The organism is Mucilaginibacter aureus (genome assembly GCF_053514885.1).
The window spans coordinates 2,240,454-2,256,063 of record NZ_CP170601.1 but is presented as its reverse complement, the minus strand read 5'-3'; the positions used below and the strand labels follow the sequence as shown (position 1 = coordinate 2,256,063).

Sequence of the window (15,610 nt, the reverse complement as noted above, 5' to 3'; positions counted from 1 at the left end):
AAAGCCAAATTAAATATCAGCATATAATTTAATAGCAATATTATATTCCTTAATTTCGTGTTAGTTATTACCTACAGCTAACATGACCGATTTTAATGATTTTAATAACCCGCAGGTTGCGGCTTTGCCTACGCATCTTAAACAATTTATTGTAGATCAGCATTATGAGCATTACACCCCGGTTGATCATGCCGTTTGGCGATACGTAATGCGGCAAAATTACAGTTATTTAAAAGACGTTGCCTACTACCCCTACATCCCCGGTTTGGAAAGGGCCGGGCTAACCATCGAAAAAATACCCAACCTGCAGGAAATGAATAACGCACTGGCCAAAATTGGCTGGGGCGCAGTTACTGTTGACGGTTTTATACCACCGGCAGCCTTTATGGAATACCAGGCTTACCGGGTGCTGGTTATTGCTGCCGATATACGCCAGCTTAAGCATATTGAATATACGCCTGCGCCGGATATCATCCACGAGTCGGCAGGGCATGCGCCCATCATCGCCGATAAGGATTACCACGAATACCTGAGCTATTTTGGCTCGATAGGTGCCAAAGCGATGTTTTCGGCGCAGGATTTTGAACTGTACGAAGCCATCAGGGCCTTATCCATACTAAAAGAAATGCCGGATGCCGATCTGAAAGAAATTGAAGCAGCCGAAAAACAGGTGGATTATTGCCAGGAAAACATGGGCGAACCATCGGAGATGGCTTTACTGAGCCGCTTACACTGGTGGACGGTGGAGTACGGTTTGATAGGTACCTTGGAAAATCCAAAGATCTATGGTGCAGGCTTATTATCGTCCATCGGCGAAAGCTCAACCTGTATGAACGCCGATGTACCCAAACTTTGGTACACGCCCGAAACGGTAAATTATACTTATGATATTACCAAGCCTCAGCCACAGCTGTTTGTTACACCGACCTTTCAAAACCTGATAGATGTACTGGAGCAGTTTGCCGATAAAATGGCTTTCCGCATTGGCGGCGATTACGGTTTGCAAAAAGCTATCGAAAGTAAAAATACCTGTACCGCGGTTTACAGTTCGGGCCTGCAGGTTACCGGTGTATTTACGGATAAAAAGGTTAAAAAAACTACGCCGTATTTTATTAAAACCATCGGGCCGACCGCCTTATCGTACAATAACAAACAGCTTGCCGGTCACGGTAAAAATTACCACAAAGATGGTTTTAGCTCGCCCGTTGGCCGGTTAGCCGGCTATGCCAAAGCTTTGGAAGATTTTAACGAGGCCGAGTTAAATAATATGAATATTGTTATTGGTAATACTACTACGTTGGAATTTGAAAGCGGCGTTTGCGTTACCGGGAAAGTAAAAACCATACTATCAAACAACAACAAAATACAACTGATTACTTTTGAAGATTGCACGGTAAAAGATGCGGACGGAAGTATCCAATTCCAGCCCGAATGGGGGCTTTACGATATGGCCATAGGTGAAAGCATCACTTCGGTGTTTTGCGGTGCTGCCGATAAGGACGCTTTCGAAGCAATTGCTTATCAAGCCAAAACCAATACGCACCACCCGGTTTATGATTCCAAAACACAAGCCTTGCATCATTTATATCAGCAGGTTCGTGACGTAAGGACAAGCAACGAAGACCGCGACATTTTGACCCATGTTTGGCGGCAGTTGCAACTGCATCATCCCGGCGATTGGCTTTGCGCGTTAGAGATACTGGAAGTTTTGGATCATGAAGAGATCATGCCGGATATCGCGCAACAGATCCATATTTTCCTGGAAAACAAAATGATCGGCGAGCCCGAATTGAAAAAACTTATCACAGATGGGTTTTACCTGATCAAGCACCCGGTTGAGCAAAAATTGATAGTTCGGTAAGAATTGCTATTTTAGTAACGACGGCGAAGCGATAGGTTTGCAACCCATCGCTATCAGGAAATCACGAGAAATTAAACACGTCATTACGAGGTACAAAGCAATTTCCAACTTGCAGAGCCGCTCTGTATAATATAAAGATTGCTTCGCACCTCGCAATGACGCTTATATAAAACAAATTCACCCCTTAGGGGGTTAGGGGGCTTATGAACATTATAATAACAGGCGCAAGCAGCGGCGTGGGTTTTGAGGCGGTTTTAGAATTGATATTATCGGGCAAGCATAAGGTAATTGCTTTAGCGCGGTCGGAAGATAAACTGGCCCGCCTGCACGAAATAGCATTAGGCCTCAACCCCGATTGTACCTTGTATCCCATAGCGTTTGATATTGTACACGATGACTACCCGGGTTTGATACAATTTATTAATACAAATTTTGACGGACGGATCGATATCCTGATCAATAATGCAGGTGTATTGGTTAATAAACCATTTACAGAATTGCTGGAAGGCGACTTTGTGGAAATGATACAAAGCAACTTTTTGGGCCATGTACGCATTATCCAGGCATTGCTTCCGATGATGGCTGCTAACTCGCATATTTTGAATATTGGCAGTATGGGGGGTTACCAGGGCAGTGCTAAATTTACGGGACTATCGGCATACTCGGCCAGTAAGGCGGCATTGCATACCTTAACCGAGTGTCTTGCTGCTGAATTGACCGAACAGCAAATTAAAGTAAATTGCCTTGCCTTAGGCTCTGCACAAACCGAAATGCTGGAGAAAGCTTTCCCGGGTTATGAATCGCCGGTAATGGCTTTTGAAATGGGTAAGTATATTGCTGATTTCGCCTTAACGGGACATAAATTTTTTAACGGCAAAATCATTCCAGTGGCTTTGAGCACACCTTGATCGATGTGCAAATACCTGAATAGCAGATGTAACCATTCGCTGCTATAATATCCTGATGATTATTTTTTAACAAACAACAGAACAATAGCTAAAGTAGCACCAATTTGTCCTACCCAAAAGATAAACATCCACTTAATAGCATCAGCCTTAACCTCGCCGATCTCTTTGCGGACATTGGCAATGTCATCTTTTGTAGCTAATGTTTTGATAGTTGCTTCCACAGATCGTTCTGTTTTGTTATCGATATATTTAAACATCGCCTCGGTAGTATCACTGCCTAACTGGTCGGACAGTAATTTGTATAACCGGGCTGTTTCTTTTGCTTCTAAGTACATAACAAATATAAATAATTTTAGTTGCAGATTTAAGATACCATGTCATGGGGAGCCCGTCGGCTTAAATAAAAAACCGACAGGCTCAGAATGACTACTTATTAATTTTGCCTTTTCGCGTTCATCTTTAAAAACTCGTTAGCTACAATTTCGGTTACGTATTTTTTATTGCCGTCTTTATCTATATAATGCCTGTTTGATAATTTGCCGTCGATGGCTACCTCGTCGCCTTTTTTCAGCATCTCTTCGGCAAATTTGGCCTGCGCTCCCCATATCACAATATTGTGCCATTGGGTTTCGGTTACCTTTTCACCTTTATCGTTTTTATAATTCTCGTTAGTGGCCAGTGCCAGGCGCACCAGTTTGCGGTTGTTATCAAAGTTTCTTACTTCGGGATCGGTACCCAGGTTACCTACCAGGCGTACGCTGTTTTTTAATGTGCTCATTGACTCTGTTTTTTAATTTATTGATACTTTGTTGATTAATTGAACAGCACAAAATTGCAGCAGCTACCAAAAATTAGCCGGATAATAAGCGGTTATAAATATTACTTTTCGTTTGTAAGCGTTTGCAAATGGATAAATAATCTATAACTTTATGTAAACTAATCTATTATGCCCGAAGAAAGATTTTGCCTGGATTGCGGCACCGTGCTGCACGGCCGGTCGGATAAAAAGTTTTGCGACGACCAATGCCGTAACAACTACAACAATCAGCTTAACAGCGATAGCTATAACCTGGTGCGCAACATCAATAATACGCTCAAACGTAACCGCCGCATTATGGAAGAGCTCAACCCATCGGGCAAAACCAAAACTACACGCAAAAAAATGCTGAGCAAGGGCTTTGATTTTGATTACATCACCAGCATATACCAAACCAAAACAGGCAGCACTTATAATTTTTGTTATGAGTACGGCTATTTGTTATTGGATAACGATGAAGTGTTACTGGTTAAGCGGGAGGAGAAGGAAGGGTGAAGTGGCAGTTGCAGTAGCAGTTACAAATATAGTTAGCAAAAAAGTGCCACTGCTACTAAAACCTGCTACTGATTAACCGCACCGTCCATATTATAGCATATCCGGCAACGGGGTTCGTAGCTTTCCTTCTCACCTAACAGTACTTTGGCTTCGCTGGCTACCAGGCGGTACGAGTATAATGCAGGGTTGCCGCATACCACGCAAACAGCGTGCACTTTGGTTACCGATTCGGCAATGGCCATAATGGCAGGCATCGGCCCGAAAGGCCTGCCCGAAAAATCCATATCCAAACCGGCTACTATTACACGGATGCCTTTATTGGCCAGTTTATTGCAAACTTCGGGCAATTCATCATCAAAAAACTGGGCCTCATCAATACCAACAACCTGGGTGTTGCTGCCTAACAGAAGGATGGACGAAGCGTTTTCGACGGGAGTTGAATGGATGGAATTTAGATCGTGCGAAACAACTGCGGTCTCATCATAACGCACATCAATTTTAGGTTTAAATATCTCAACATTTAATCGTGCTATCTGCGCGCGGCGAAGGCGGCGTATCAACTCTTCGGTTTTACCCGAAAACATGGAACCACAAATTAACTCAATACTGCCGCCAAATTCGCTTTTTCTTTTAAAAACATCCTCGCTAAATAGCATCTTACCCTTTATTTGGCACCAAATATCAGAATTAAATGGTATTTTTGAGTCAATATTTTACCAACATTATATACCGCCTACGATTTATGAAGCAGCAAGAAATTGTAAAAAAAATTGGGGTAATATTAAACGAACTTCAGGACCAATACCAGTTTATTGAGGAAAGTCAGGATCCGGTTAACGACCTGGAGCTGGAGCTGTTTGTTGCTAACGGTCATTTTTTAACCGACCATATTGAAATATTAAGAAAAATAAACCAGCAGGAAGCCAAGGCCCGCAGTGTAAAGCAAACGGTAAAAAAATCAACCATTACCGAAAAGTTTTTTGAACCGGTGATCCAACCGGTACGCATAGCTCCCGATAAAAAAGAAAATACTGCCGAATACACTGAATTTGAACCTGCCGATGAACCTATAGCGCCGACGCACGAAATTGAATTTGAGCATCCATCCCTTACACAGCCCATTGTTGAAGAACTTGTTCCGCTTACGCAGGAAGCACCGGCTGAAGAGCCTGAAGAACCGGTTGTAAAACACGAGTTAATGCTGGATGATGTAGACTACCTGGATGACGATGAACAGGGTATTGCTGATGACGAAACCACTGTAAAAGACCATGATGCTGCTTTACGCGAGATTGCGGAACGTTTTGGCATACGCGATTTTACATCAGCCGAAACAAAACCTGCAGACAGTTTTGAAGAGCCCGAGGCGCCTGCTTATACACCGGAACCGGAAGTACCAGCTTATGCAGAACCCGAACCGGAAATACCCACCGATACAACACCAGAGCCTGAGATACCGGTCTATGAACAACCAGAACCCGACATACCAGCTTATGTAAAACCAGAACAGGAAGTACCCGCACGCCAGGTTGAAGATTTTAGCAAACCACCATTAACCTTAAACGAAATATTATCGGCACAAAAAGCAAGTACAAATCGTGTTTCGGACCAGTTGCCGCCAATTAAGGACCTGCGCCCGGCCATTAACCTGAATGATAAGATGCTTTACGTTAAAGACCTGTTTAACGGTTATAGCCTAAGCTATAGCGAAGCCATTGAGATATTGAACCGTATGGACGGTTTTGAAGAGGCCGACCGGTTTTTACGCACCAATTACGTAACCAAAAACAGCTGGAACGAAAAGCAGGCTACAGCCGATAAGTTTTATGCGTTGTTGAGAAGAAGGTTTAGTTAAAGAATCTGGCATTTTGGTTTATTTATCCAGTAACCGGCGGTGATAGTTGATTTGCCCAAGGTGATAGGTTAAATGTGACGAGAGATGGATAAGGAAATAGCCTGTGGTCATCTCTTTTTCAAATACTATTTGCGGGTATATGGCATCCATATCATTTTCGGATAGCTGATCTAAAGCCGCATCAACAATTTGCATGGTTTGTTTGATTTGAATGACCAGGTTGGCTTTTGGCACATTTTTCGACGAAAACTCCAGGTCACGATTACGGATATATCCGGTTTTACCTAATTCGCCACCAATATAGGTATTGAGGTTACCGATCAGGTGTAAACATAAATTACCGCCCGAATTTGCTATGCCGGGTGCTGTGCGCCAAATACTTTCTTCATTTTGATACTGCTCTATCTCGTTAACCAGCCGGGTAAGATCACGGGTATACAGGGACTTTAGTGCTTCAATCATCATGGTCAGATCAATGTTTAAACTTATCCTCCCGCAAGTCCCATGCGGTTACTATCGAGCTTAAGCAGGGTAAACAGCAAAAAGGTAAAGCTCCATAACGATGAACCGCCGTAGCTTACAAACGGCAGCGGTATACCTATTACCGGTACAACGCCAATAGTTAAGCCGATATTGATGAAAAAGTGAAAAAAGATGATACAGGCTACGCCATAGCCGTATATGCGCGAAAAGGGGGATCGCTGTCGTTCGGCAATGAGGATGATGCGCAGGATGAGAAACATAAACAACCCTACAACCACTACCGAGCCTGCAAAGCCCCATTCCTCGCCTATGGTGCAAAAAATAAAATCGGTGCTTTGCTCGGGCACGAACGAGAAACGTGTTTGTGTACCTTTAAAATAACCTTTACCCCATAACTTACCCGAACCTATGGCTATTTTACTTTGGTGAACGTTATAGCCCGCTTTTTTTAGATCGGTTGATAATTGCAGCCATTCGTCGATACGTACGCGCTGGTGCTCCTTTATTACGTGCGCATATACAAACGGCACCGCAAAAACAAAGCCCACACATAGGGCGAGTCCGGCAAGGGTTATGAGCGCCCGTTTACGGTTACGGCGTACAATGGCAATAATAACACCTGCCACAATAAGCAAGCCGGCAATAACAAAGATCGGCTTAAACAGTAACGACAAAATAAACATGCCTATAAACAATGCGCCCACTATTAAAAAGTATGATGACAAGCCTTCGCGGTAAAGCACAAAGATCAATGAGCAAAATACCAGGGTGGAACCGTCATCGGGCTGCATTTTAATAAGCAGCATCGGGAAAAATATGATAGCCGCAGCTATGAAGAATGACTTAATGTCGGTTATGCGGATGTTTACCCCGCTTAAATATCGCGCGAGCAGTAAACAGGTGGCATATTTGGCAAATTCGGAAGGCTGGAGCCGGAAACTGCCTATGGAGATCCAGGCCTGGTTACCGCCAACATTACGCCCCACTACCAATACCAAAACGAGCAAAAACACCGTAACGCCATAAAACACCGGAGCCAGCGCACTAAAAAAGCGACTATCGAGCAACAGTATCATGGTAGCCAGCGATAAAGCCGCAATGATCCAGATAAACTGTTTGCCATAATTGGTAGACATGCCAATGATGGCCGGATGCTTTTCATCGTAAACCGCAGAGTGAATATTGAACCAGCCAATGGTACACAACGCCAGGTAAATGAATACCGTTATCCAATCCACATTAAAAAAGAAGCTGCGTTGGTTACTGGTCCTCATCTTTATTGGTTTGAATAGCTAATATTTGTCCGCCCAGGTTTTTTACCTTCTTTTTATCTGTAGCCTTTTTCAGGCGGGCAGTTCTTTTTGTACTGTCGGCTTTGTTATGTTTTGTGGTATCGGCTTTAACGGGCGGCTTACCTTTAATTTCGGGCAACAGGTTTTGCGCCATTATCCATTCGGGGGTTTTGCCCGATGGCCTGCTGGTGATGCTGTCGCGCAGGTATTTTTCTACAATAAAGCTGGCAATAGGCGCGGCCCAATCGGCACCCTGGCCCGAGTTTTCGACCACTACGGCGATGGCTATTTTAGGGTTAACCCGTGGCGCGAAGGCAACAAACACCGAGTGGTTTTTGCCATGAGGGTTTTGCGCGGTACCCGTTTTACCACACATAATAATGCCTGGTATTTTTGATCCTGCACCGGTTCCATCTTCAACTACGGCCTGCATACCGTTAATAACCGGTTCAAAATATTGCTGATTGATGCCAACATCGTGCTTTACTGTAAACTGCGGTTTGATGATCTCTTTATCGCCGATCTTTTTGATGAGGTGCGGCTCGTAATAATAGCCATGGTTGGCGATGATACAATCAACATTGGCCATTTGCAAAGGCGTGGCCAGTATTTCGCCCTGGCCTATGGCATCGGATATAAAAGTGCTTGAGCGCCATTTTTTGCTTTTAAAAACTTTATCGTAACGGGTAGTATCGGGGATATAGCCCCTGGCCTCGTGCGGCAGATCGACATTGAGCCTTGCCCCGAAGCCAAATTTATTTACCCTGGTTTTCCAGTCGATGTAATTGTTACGGGTGTTTACTGCCCCGTTCTCATTCATTAGCTTATCAAACACACTGCAAAAATACACGTTACACGAGCCCTGGATGCCCAGGCTCAGATCGGTAACACCGTGGTGGTGCGTACAGCCCACCCAGTGATTACCCGCCTGGTAGCCGCCCGCGCAAAAATAAGTGGTTTGAGGTGTAATAATACCTTCCTGCAAAGCAATTAAGGCCGATAAAGGCTTAAACGATGAGCCCGGTGGATATTGCGCCTGTATGGGCCTTACTACAAATGGCTTATAGGGGTTTTTGATCAGATCGGCAATGTTGTTACCATGTTCGCGGCCCACCATCAGGTTAGGGTCGTAACCAGGACTGCTTACAAAGCACAATATTTCGCCGGTTGACGGCTCTATGGCTACAATACTGCCTACCTTATTTTGCATCAGCTTTTCGCCGAGTTTCTGGATACGGATATCGAGCGATGAGATCAGGCGTTCGCCGGCTACTTTGGGGGTATCAAGCGCTCCGTTAAGATAGCTGCCCTTTACAACGCCCCGGGAGTCGACGTATGAATGTTGTACGCCCCGTTGCCCGCGCAGTATTTGCTCGTACGATTTTTCCACACCGGTACGGCCAATATAATCGCCACGGTGATAATACCCGTGGGAGTTTTGAATGTCCACATCGTTAACCTCATCGATATACCCTAAAAACTGCGCAGCAACCGAATCGGGATAAGTGCGCACCGAGCGCTGTACGGTGGTGAAACCGGGAAATTCGGTTAAATGTTCGGAGAATGCGGCATATAAACGAACAGGTAATTGTTTTTCGAAAGCTGAGCTTAAATTGCGGGAGTAAGTAACGGCTTTTTTCCATCGTTTATCAAATCCGTCCCTATCAATGCCCAGCAATTTGCAAAATTCGACAGTATCAAAAGGTTTAACTTCGCGCGGGGTAACCATCACATCATAAACGGGCTCGTTGCCTACCAGCAGTTTGTGGTTACGATCAAGTATCGGTCCGCGGCCGGGGAAAAGTACGATGGTACGACGGGCGTTGTTGTTTGCCGATAAGGTGTACTGCGGATCAATGATCTGCATGTAGTATAACCGGCCTAACAGGCCCAGTGCCATTACAATAAATAAAGTTTGAATAAAGTACCTTCGCTCAAAAAAACTATTCATTAACGTTCCTTCTTCCTATAAAACAACAACCCGGATAACAGCATTAAAAATACGGTAAATAACGAACTTAACAGAAAACGAACAAAGGTATATTGCAGTTCGGATATTCGGAATACTTCGAGGTTGAATAAAAAGAAATGATGGATAAGGGTTAATACGAGGATATAGGTAAAAAACCAACGGAAGCCCATAATACTGAGCGTTGGTTCGGGTTCGTTGTCAAAGCCATCCTTTTGTACCGTAATGTTGATAAACGATACGCGCACAAAGGCCAGTAAGGTACAGGCCGCGGCATGCAGGCCGGGAGTATCATAAAAAGCATCAATAGTGAGGCCGGTAAGAAATGCCAGCGGGAACAAAGCCAGGTTAGGTATTTCAAACGGCAGCAGTAAAATAAACAGGATATAGGGGTATGGTATGGATAAATTGTACAGTGTGATGTTTTTAAACAGGAACACCTGTAAAAAAACAAGCACTATAAAGCGCACCAGGTTGATCAATATGGTTCTACTCATCTTTTACCCGTGCGGCCTCCACTTGCTTTTGTTCGATAGCTAAACGGTTAACTACCACGTAAACATATTCCAGCCTGCTGTAATCAACAGCCAGGCTAACTTCCATATTTAAAAACAGTCCGCCTTCCTTAGCGTGCAGGTTGCTTATTTTTCCTATCGGGATACCCGACGGATATAACGACGACAAGGTTGAGGTAACCACAGGCTCGCCTATATGTGGTTTAACGTTATTTGATACGTCGACCAACAGCCCCTGGTGTGGATCAAGGTTATCGCCCCATAAAAAGCTGCCCAGGGCGCGGTTATCGGCCAGCATGGCGCTCACCTTGGTTTTTTTGTGCAATACCGACTGGATGTTAGCTAAATGCTCGGTTGTGTTAACTACAAAGCCTACCACACCCGAGCCGCAGATGACGCCCATATCTTTGGTAATGCCATCTTTACTGCCCCGGTTAATGGTGATGTAATTGTTACGCTGGTTAACTGAGTTATTGATCACCTTAGCTACAATGTAAGTGTATTGTTGCTTGTAAACGCTATCGGTAATGGATTTTTTGGTGAGGGTATCGATATAAAACGCCGATTTTAACTGGCTGTGCAGGCGGGCGTTTTCGCGGGCAAGGCTATCGTTAACCGTGGCCAGCGATAAATAATCGGTTACCTGGCCAACCTTTTGATAAGCCAACCCGGTGATCTGGTTAGATGAACTGATGTAAGTTGCCTTTTGGAAAGAGTTATAATTGATCAAAATCAGCAACGACGAAACCTCAAAAATAACAAACAGGAAAAACGCGTTGTACTTGCTGATAAATATCAATAGGTTACGCATGCCTGTTAGGTTTGTTTTTGGTATTGAGATATGCGTATTGCGTATTGAGACACTTGTCTGGATTGAGCCTTTATATCTCAATACGCATATCGCTATACGCAATACTACTAAATTACTGCATTAGGAATTTAAAGTTTCCAATATTTTTTAGCGCGATACCTGTACCCCGTACTACGGCGCGCAGCGGGTCTTCGGCTACGTGCACCGGCAGTTTGGTTTTGGCTGCCACACGTTTATCCAATCCACGTAATAACGCACCGCCGCCGGTTAAATAGATACCGGTTTGGTAAATATCGGCCGAAAGCTCGGGCGGAGTGATCTCCAGCGCCTTTAATATCGCTTCTTCAATTTTCGAGATGGATTTATCCAGGCAATGTGCTATCTCGGTGTATGATACGGTGATCTGTTTAGGCACACCGGTCATCAAATCGCGGCCCTGCACGGCAAAATCAGGTGGTGGATCGGCCAGCTCAGGCAATGCAGCACCAACTTCGATCTTTATTTTCTCAGCAGTACGGTCGCCAATCATAATGTTATGCTGGCGGCGGATGTACTGAACGATATCACTGTCAAAATTATCACCGGCTACGCGGATCGACTGGTCGCAAACAATTCCCGACAAGGCAATAACCGCAATTTCGGTTGTACCACCACCGATATCGATGATCATGTTGCCCATTGGTTCTTCCACATCAATACCGATACCTACGGCAGCGGCCATAGGTTCGTGGATGAGGTAAACCTCTTTGGCTCCGGCGATCTCGGCCGAGTCGTTTACGGCACGTTTCTCCACCTCGGTAATACCCGATGGGATACAGATCACCATCCGCAACGAAGGGAAGAACCAGCCTTTACCTGGATTGATCATTTTGATCATCCCGCGTATCATGTGTTCGGCGGCGTTAAAGTCGGCAATTACACCGTCTTTAAGTGGGCGCACCGTGCGAATATTATCATGTGTTTTACCTTCCATTTGCATGGCCTGCTTACCAATGGCAATAACCTTATTGGTAGTACGGTCGAAAGCTACGATGGATGGTTCGTCTACGACAACTTTGTCGTTATGTATGATGAGGGTATTTGCAGTACCTAAGTCGATGGCAATTTCTTGCGTAAAAAAATTAAACAGACCCATTGGCTATAAATATATATAATTTACAAAGTTTGTAAAAAAATTCTCGTTTACAGTATTTTTTATCGCTCAACATTAAGTTTTATTAAAAAAACTTAATGTTTAAAGTGTCGAACCCCGGTCATTACCATGGCGATGCCTTTTTTGTTACACATATCAACCGAATCCTGATCCTTAATTGAACCGCCCGGCTGCAATATAGCGTTTATTCCGGCATCGGCAGCAATTTCGGCACAATCCGGGAACGGAAAAAATGCATCGGATGCCATTACGGCGCCGTTAAGGTCAAAACCAAAATGTTTTGCCTTTACAATTGCCTGCTGCAATGCATCAACCCGTGATGTTTGCCCAACACCGCTTGCGATAAGGGTATTATCCTTAGCGAAAACGATGGTATTTGATTTGGTATGTTTAACAACTTTATTGGCAAAGTACAGATCGCGAAGTTCGTGCTCTGTTGGGGCTTTTACGGTAATTGTCTTCATTTGTTCCGGTCCTTCTATCACAGCGTCCTTATCCTGCTCAATTACACCGTTCAGCAGGGTTTTAAATTGCTTAACCGGCAGCTCAACAGGGTTACGCACTAATATAATGCGGTTCTTTTTTGCTGTCAGATGGGTTAAAGCTTCATCGGTATAAGCAGGAGCTATGAGCACCTCAAAAAACAGTTTATTGATCTCGATGGCAGTTTCTTCGTTGATCTCGTCGTTAGCGATGATGACACCGCCAAAAGCCGATACCGGATCGCAGGCCAGCGCATCCAGCCAGGCCTCTTTGATAAACGAGCGCGATGCAATACCACAGGCATTGGTATGTTTTAAAATGGCTATGGTTGGTTCGGTAAATTCGTCGATCAATAATACTGCGGCATCCACATCCACCAGGTTATTGTACGATAGTTCTTTACCGTTAAGCTTGGTGAACATGGCATCAAGGTTACCGTAAAACACACCTTGCTGGTGCGGATTTTCGCCGTAACGTAAAACCTGGCTGCGCTGTATGCTTTGTTTAAATACCGGGATAGGTTCATCCTGGTTAAAATAATTAAAGATGGCGCTATCGTAATGTGATGATATATTGAATGCCTGTTTGGCAAATTTGCGGCGCTGATCGATAGTGGTTGCGCCGTTTTGTGTTTCTAAAATAGTATTGAGTTCGGTGTAGTCCTCTTTCGAAGCTACGATCACCACATCCTTGTGGTTTTTAGCTGCGGCGCGGATTAGAGAGATGCCGCCGATATCGATCTTTTCGATCACATCCTCATCGCCGGCGCCCGATTTTACGGTTTCTTCAAACGGGTACAGATCAACAATGACCAGGTCGATCTCCGGAATTTCATATTGCTGCAACTGTTGCTCGTCGCTGGCTAAACCGCGACGACCCAGTATCCCGCCAAAAACTTTAGGGTGCAGGGTTTTTACGCGGCCACCCAGGATGGATGGGTACGAGGTCAGATCTTCAACAGGTACTACATCAACACCTAAATTGCGGATAAAGGTTTCGGTGCCACCGGTTGAATAGATGGTTACACCCAGGCGCTTTAACTGCAAAATTATAGGCTCGAGGTTGTCTTTGTAATAAACGGAAATGAGGGCATTTTTAATTTGAACGGAATTGGTCATCGGGAAATTTGAGTGTGCGGCAAAAGTAGTGATTTTTACAGGTGATATAAAAGTAAATATGTGTTAAAATTGGAAAAGATTTGGATGGATATAAGGCGGTTACGAGGATGGGGATCGGGGGAGGAATGATGTTAGATGGATGGTGAGTTGATGGTGGAGTTTGAATAATTTTGCAGATAGAAAAAATGTTGTTTAATCTTATTGTTCGGGGCATTCCCCTCGGGCCGGGCTATACGCTTATACTGCACAGGCATTAGCCACAGGGCCGGTATCCGCTTCTATCCCTAATGCGGGTTTTGAGAAATATCAGCAAATAAAAAAAGCCGCTCCAAAGTAATTTGGAACGGCTTAACTAAAACTGATATAAACAAACAGGTAGTATGTGTAACTTAAAAAACTTACCTGCCGATCAGGCTGTTATAAACCTGCTCGTTTCCGGACATTGGCCAAATATACGCGCCCGCTGTGGGAGCTAAAATTGGTATAGTTGCACCTTTAGCAGGAATCTCGAGGTGCAGGCGCCACAGATCCAGCCAGCGTTTGCCTTCGCCTAAAAACTCTATGTTCCTTTCTTCAAGAATATTGGACATCGTAGCTGTAGTGAACGTAGTAGTAGCGTCGGACCGTTGCCTAACTGCATTTAACAAGGCTATAGCCTGAAGGTCGGTGGGACCATTTATGTTCGCACGTGCTTCGGCCAGGTTAAGCAACACTTCTGAATAACGCATAACCGGTGCCCAATCTGTATAAGGCGAGCCGGTAGGGTATTTATTAGAATACGTTTTAGTGCCACTCACTTTGGTCAATCCCCTGCGGGCGTCAGTTGTTTTCCAGTTAGGATCGGTAAAAAGCTGACTGGTTGGGTTGATATAAAATTCGCCGGTCGTTAGCACAAAGTACGTAGCCAGTTGATTTTGTGTACCGGGTGTTTCGGCACTGGTGAACGGCACTGAGAATATTGACTCGGTAGTGGTGTATGGCGTTTTAAAAACGTTGGCAATAGTGGGTTGAAGCGCATAAGGCACACCGGTTGCTGCGGTAAATGGCGCTGTGGCACTTACAATTTTATTAGCTTGTGTAATTACGGTGGCATAATCGCCCTTTGCTAAATAAACACGTGTTGAAAGCGCTATAGCCGAATTGCGCGAAGCACGGGTAGTGTTCGATGTTGGATCGAGCGTTGTACCGGTAGTATAATACGCTATAGGCAGGTTAGCTTCGGCAAAGGTAAGATCGGCAATTATTTGGTCGTAAACCTTTGCTACTGTAACCGGGGCCAGGCTGTAATCGCCTGCCTTTGAGTTGCCTGTTAAACGCAGCGGCAAACCAGCACTTCCGCCGTTACTAACCGCATAAGGCTGACAGTACATGTTTAACAACGCAAAGTAATTTATTGCGCGCAGAAAGCGTGCTTCGGCAATGTAATTGGCAGACAGTGTAGCATTACCTAATACAGCGTTACCTGAGGCAACCATACCATCAATAAACAGGTTACAGTCATTAATAGAAAGGTAACACTGCGCCCAAAGGCCCAGCACTTCGGTGTCGCCGTTTGTGTTAGCTTCTTTCCAGGTATTAGCACCAGTAATACCGTTTGATGTTGCATTTATCCAGTTCTCCCCTTTGGCTTCGTCGTCCTCAATATAGCGGCCACCAAATGATGCCCCGCTACGCACAGTTGCATACAAACCTAATACGCCGGCCTGTATACGCGCCACTGTGTTCATCTGCTGATAGTCAACATTAGAAATAGCGGTAGTAAGCGGGGGGCTTAACAATGATTTTTGGCACGAGTAGCATGTAAGCAACCCCACGCACATCGATAATATAATTTTCTTTTTCATCTTTGA

Annotated in this window: 15 protein-coding genes; 4 read left to right on the top strand and 11 right to left on the bottom strand. The window is 44.6% G+C overall.

Annotated features, from left to right (window positions below):
* Positions 1 to 82: 82 nt before the first annotated feature.
* Together ACFGVR_RS09535 and ACFGVR_RS09530 are read left to right on the top strand one after the other, a co-directional pair.
* Entirely contained in the window at positions 83 to 1,861 is a 1,779-nt protein-coding gene (locus tag ACFGVR_RS09535; protein ID WP_448702582.1) for an aromatic amino acid hydroxylase, read from the top strand.
* Between the two features lie 203 nt (positions 1,862 to 2,064).
* A complete protein-coding gene (locus ACFGVR_RS09530; protein WP_448702581.1) occupies positions 2,065 to 2,769 on the top strand; it encodes an SDR family NAD(P)-dependent oxidoreductase in 705 nt (234 codons plus the stop codon).
* A 59-nt stretch (positions 2,770 to 2,828) separates the two neighbouring features.
* On the opposite strand, the gene ACFGVR_RS09525 is transcribed toward ACFGVR_RS09530, so the two are convergent.
* Together ACFGVR_RS09525 and ACFGVR_RS09520 are read right to left on the bottom strand one after the other, a co-directional pair.
* Positions 2,829 to 3,104: a hypothetical protein gene (locus ACFGVR_RS09525; RefSeq protein WP_448702580.1), complete on the bottom strand. Its 276-nt coding sequence runs from the start codon at positions 3,102 to 3,104 to the stop codon at positions 2,829 to 2,831.
* Positions 3,105 to 3,202: 98 nt separating this feature from the next.
* Positions 3,203 to 3,547, bottom strand: a complete 345-nt coding sequence (locus ACFGVR_RS09520; protein WP_448702579.1) for a single-stranded DNA-binding protein — start codon at positions 3,545 to 3,547, stop codon at positions 3,203 to 3,205.
* A gap of 168 nt (positions 3,548 to 3,715) precedes the next feature.
* Here ACFGVR_RS09520 and ACFGVR_RS09515 point away from each other — a divergent pair, with 168 nt between their 5' ends.
* Positions 3,716 to 4,081: a hypothetical protein gene (locus ACFGVR_RS09515; RefSeq protein ID WP_448702578.1), complete on the top strand. Its 366-nt coding sequence runs from the start codon at positions 3,716 to 3,718 to the stop codon at positions 4,079 to 4,081.
* Positions 4,082 to 4,146: 65 nt separating this feature from the next.
* Here the strand turns inward: ACFGVR_RS09515 and ACFGVR_RS09510 are convergent, their stop codons facing one another.
* A complete protein-coding gene (locus tag ACFGVR_RS09510) occupies positions 4,147 to 4,737 on the bottom strand; it encodes a thymidine kinase (RefSeq protein ID WP_448702577.1) in 591 nt (196 codons plus the stop codon).
* Between the two features lie 86 nt (positions 4,738 to 4,823).
* Between ACFGVR_RS09510 and ACFGVR_RS09505 the strand changes: the two genes are divergently transcribed.
* Positions 4,824 to 5,936 carry a hypothetical protein gene (locus ACFGVR_RS09505; RefSeq protein WP_448702576.1) on the top strand — a complete coding sequence of 371 codons (1,113 nt, stop codon included), beginning with the start codon at positions 4,824 to 4,826 and terminating at the stop codon, positions 5,934 to 5,936.
* 18 nt (positions 5,937 to 5,954) lie between these two features.
* On the opposite strand, the gene ACFGVR_RS09500 is transcribed toward ACFGVR_RS09505, so the two are convergent.
* The 8 genes from ACFGVR_RS09500 to ACFGVR_RS09465 all read right to left on the bottom strand — a co-directional run bounded on the left by ACFGVR_RS09500 (position 5,955) and on the right by ACFGVR_RS09465 (position 15,604).
* Complete coding sequence (locus tag ACFGVR_RS09500; RefSeq protein ID WP_448702575.1) at positions 5,955 to 6,401, bottom strand: DinB family protein; 447 nt, start codon at positions 6,399 to 6,401, stop codon at positions 5,955 to 5,957.
* Positions 6,402 to 6,421: 20 nt separating this feature from the next.
* Positions 6,422 to 7,693, bottom strand: a complete 1,272-nt coding sequence (gene rodA / locus ACFGVR_RS09495; RefSeq protein ID WP_448702574.1) for a rod shape-determining protein RodA — start codon at positions 7,691 to 7,693, stop codon at positions 6,422 to 6,424.
* Complete coding sequence (gene mrdA / locus ACFGVR_RS09490) at positions 7,680 to 9,662, bottom strand: penicillin-binding protein 2 (RefSeq protein ID WP_448702573.1); 1,983 nt, start codon at positions 9,660 to 9,662, stop codon at positions 7,680 to 7,682. The genes rodA and mrdA overlap by 14 nt, the downstream gene beginning before the upstream one ends.
* Positions 9,662 to 10,177, bottom strand: coding sequence for a rod shape-determining protein MreD (locus tag ACFGVR_RS09485; protein WP_448702572.1), 516 nt, complete (start codon positions 10,175 to 10,177; stop codon positions 9,662 to 9,664). Before ACFGVR_RS09485 ends, mrdA begins: the two co-directional genes overlap by 1 nt.
* Positions 10,170 to 11,006, bottom strand: a complete 837-nt coding sequence (gene mreC / locus ACFGVR_RS09480) for a rod shape-determining protein MreC (RefSeq protein ID WP_448702571.1) — start codon at positions 11,004 to 11,006, stop codon at positions 10,170 to 10,172. The genes ACFGVR_RS09485 and mreC overlap by 8 nt, the downstream gene beginning before the upstream one ends.
* A gap of 112 nt (positions 11,007 to 11,118) precedes the next feature.
* Positions 11,119 to 12,141: a rod shape-determining protein gene (locus ACFGVR_RS09475; RefSeq protein ID WP_448702570.1), complete on the bottom strand. Its 1,023-nt coding sequence runs from the start codon at positions 12,139 to 12,141 to the stop codon at positions 11,119 to 11,121.
* A 92-nt stretch (positions 12,142 to 12,233) separates the two neighbouring features.
* Entirely contained in the window at positions 12,234 to 13,760 is a 1,527-nt protein-coding gene (gene purH / locus ACFGVR_RS09470; protein WP_448702569.1) for a bifunctional phosphoribosylaminoimidazolecarboxamide formyltransferase/IMP cyclohydrolase, read from the bottom strand.
* Between the two features lie 398 nt (positions 13,761 to 14,158).
* Complete coding sequence (locus ACFGVR_RS09465; protein WP_448702568.1) at positions 14,159 to 15,604, bottom strand: RagB/SusD family nutrient uptake outer membrane protein; 1,446 nt, start codon at positions 15,602 to 15,604, stop codon at positions 14,159 to 14,161.
* Positions 15,605 to 15,610 lie beyond the last annotated feature (6 nt).

Bases quoted from the DNA above. Each gene is read 5' to 3' on its own strand.
- ACFGVR_RS09535 (WP_448702582.1), top strand. From the start codon at position 83: ATGACCGATTTTAATGATTTTAATAACCCGCAGGTTGCGGCTTTGCCT.
- ACFGVR_RS09530 (WP_448702581.1), top strand. From the start codon at position 2,065: ATGAACATTATAATAACAGGCGCAAGCAGCGGCGTGGGTTTTGAGGCG.
- ACFGVR_RS09525 (WP_448702580.1), bottom strand. From the start codon at position 3,104: ATGTACTTAGAAGCAAAAGAAACAGCCCGGTTATACAAATTACTGTCC.
- ACFGVR_RS09520 (WP_448702579.1), bottom strand. From the start codon at position 3,547: ATGAGCACATTAAAAAACAGCGTACGCCTGGTAGGTAACCTGGGTACC.
- ACFGVR_RS09515 (WP_448702578.1), top strand. From the start codon at position 3,716: ATGCCCGAAGAAAGATTTTGCCTGGATTGCGGCACCGTGCTGCACGGC.
- ACFGVR_RS09510 (WP_448702577.1), bottom strand. From the start codon at position 4,737: ATGCTATTTAGCGAGGATGTTTTTAAAAGAAAAAGCGAATTTGGCGGC.
- ACFGVR_RS09505 (WP_448702576.1), top strand. From the start codon at position 4,824: ATGAAGCAGCAAGAAATTGTAAAAAAAATTGGGGTAATATTAAACGAA.
- ACFGVR_RS09500 (WP_448702575.1), bottom strand. From the start codon at position 6,401: ATGATGATTGAAGCACTAAAGTCCCTGTATACCCGTGATCTTACCCGG.
- rodA (WP_448702574.1), bottom strand. From the start codon at position 7,693: ATGAGGACCAGTAACCAACGCAGCTTCTTTTTTAATGTGGATTGGATA.
- mrdA (WP_448702573.1), bottom strand. From the start codon at position 9,662: ATGAATAGTTTTTTTGAGCGAAGGTACTTTATTCAAACTTTATTTATT.
- ACFGVR_RS09485 (WP_448702572.1), bottom strand. From the start codon at position 10,177: ATGAGTAGAACCATATTGATCAACCTGGTGCGCTTTATAGTGCTTGTT.
- mreC (WP_448702571.1), bottom strand. From the start codon at position 11,006: ATGCGTAACCTATTGATATTTATCAGCAAGTACAACGCGTTTTTCCTG.
- ACFGVR_RS09475 (WP_448702570.1), bottom strand. From the start codon at position 12,141: ATGGGTCTGTTTAATTTTTTTACGCAAGAAATTGCCATCGACTTAGGT.
- purH (WP_448702569.1), bottom strand. From the start codon at position 13,760: ATGACCAATTCCGTTCAAATTAAAAATGCCCTCATTTCCGTTTATTAC.
- ACFGVR_RS09465 (WP_448702568.1), bottom strand. From the start codon at position 15,604: ATGAAAAAGAAAATTATATTATCGATGTGCGTGGGGTTGCTTACATGC.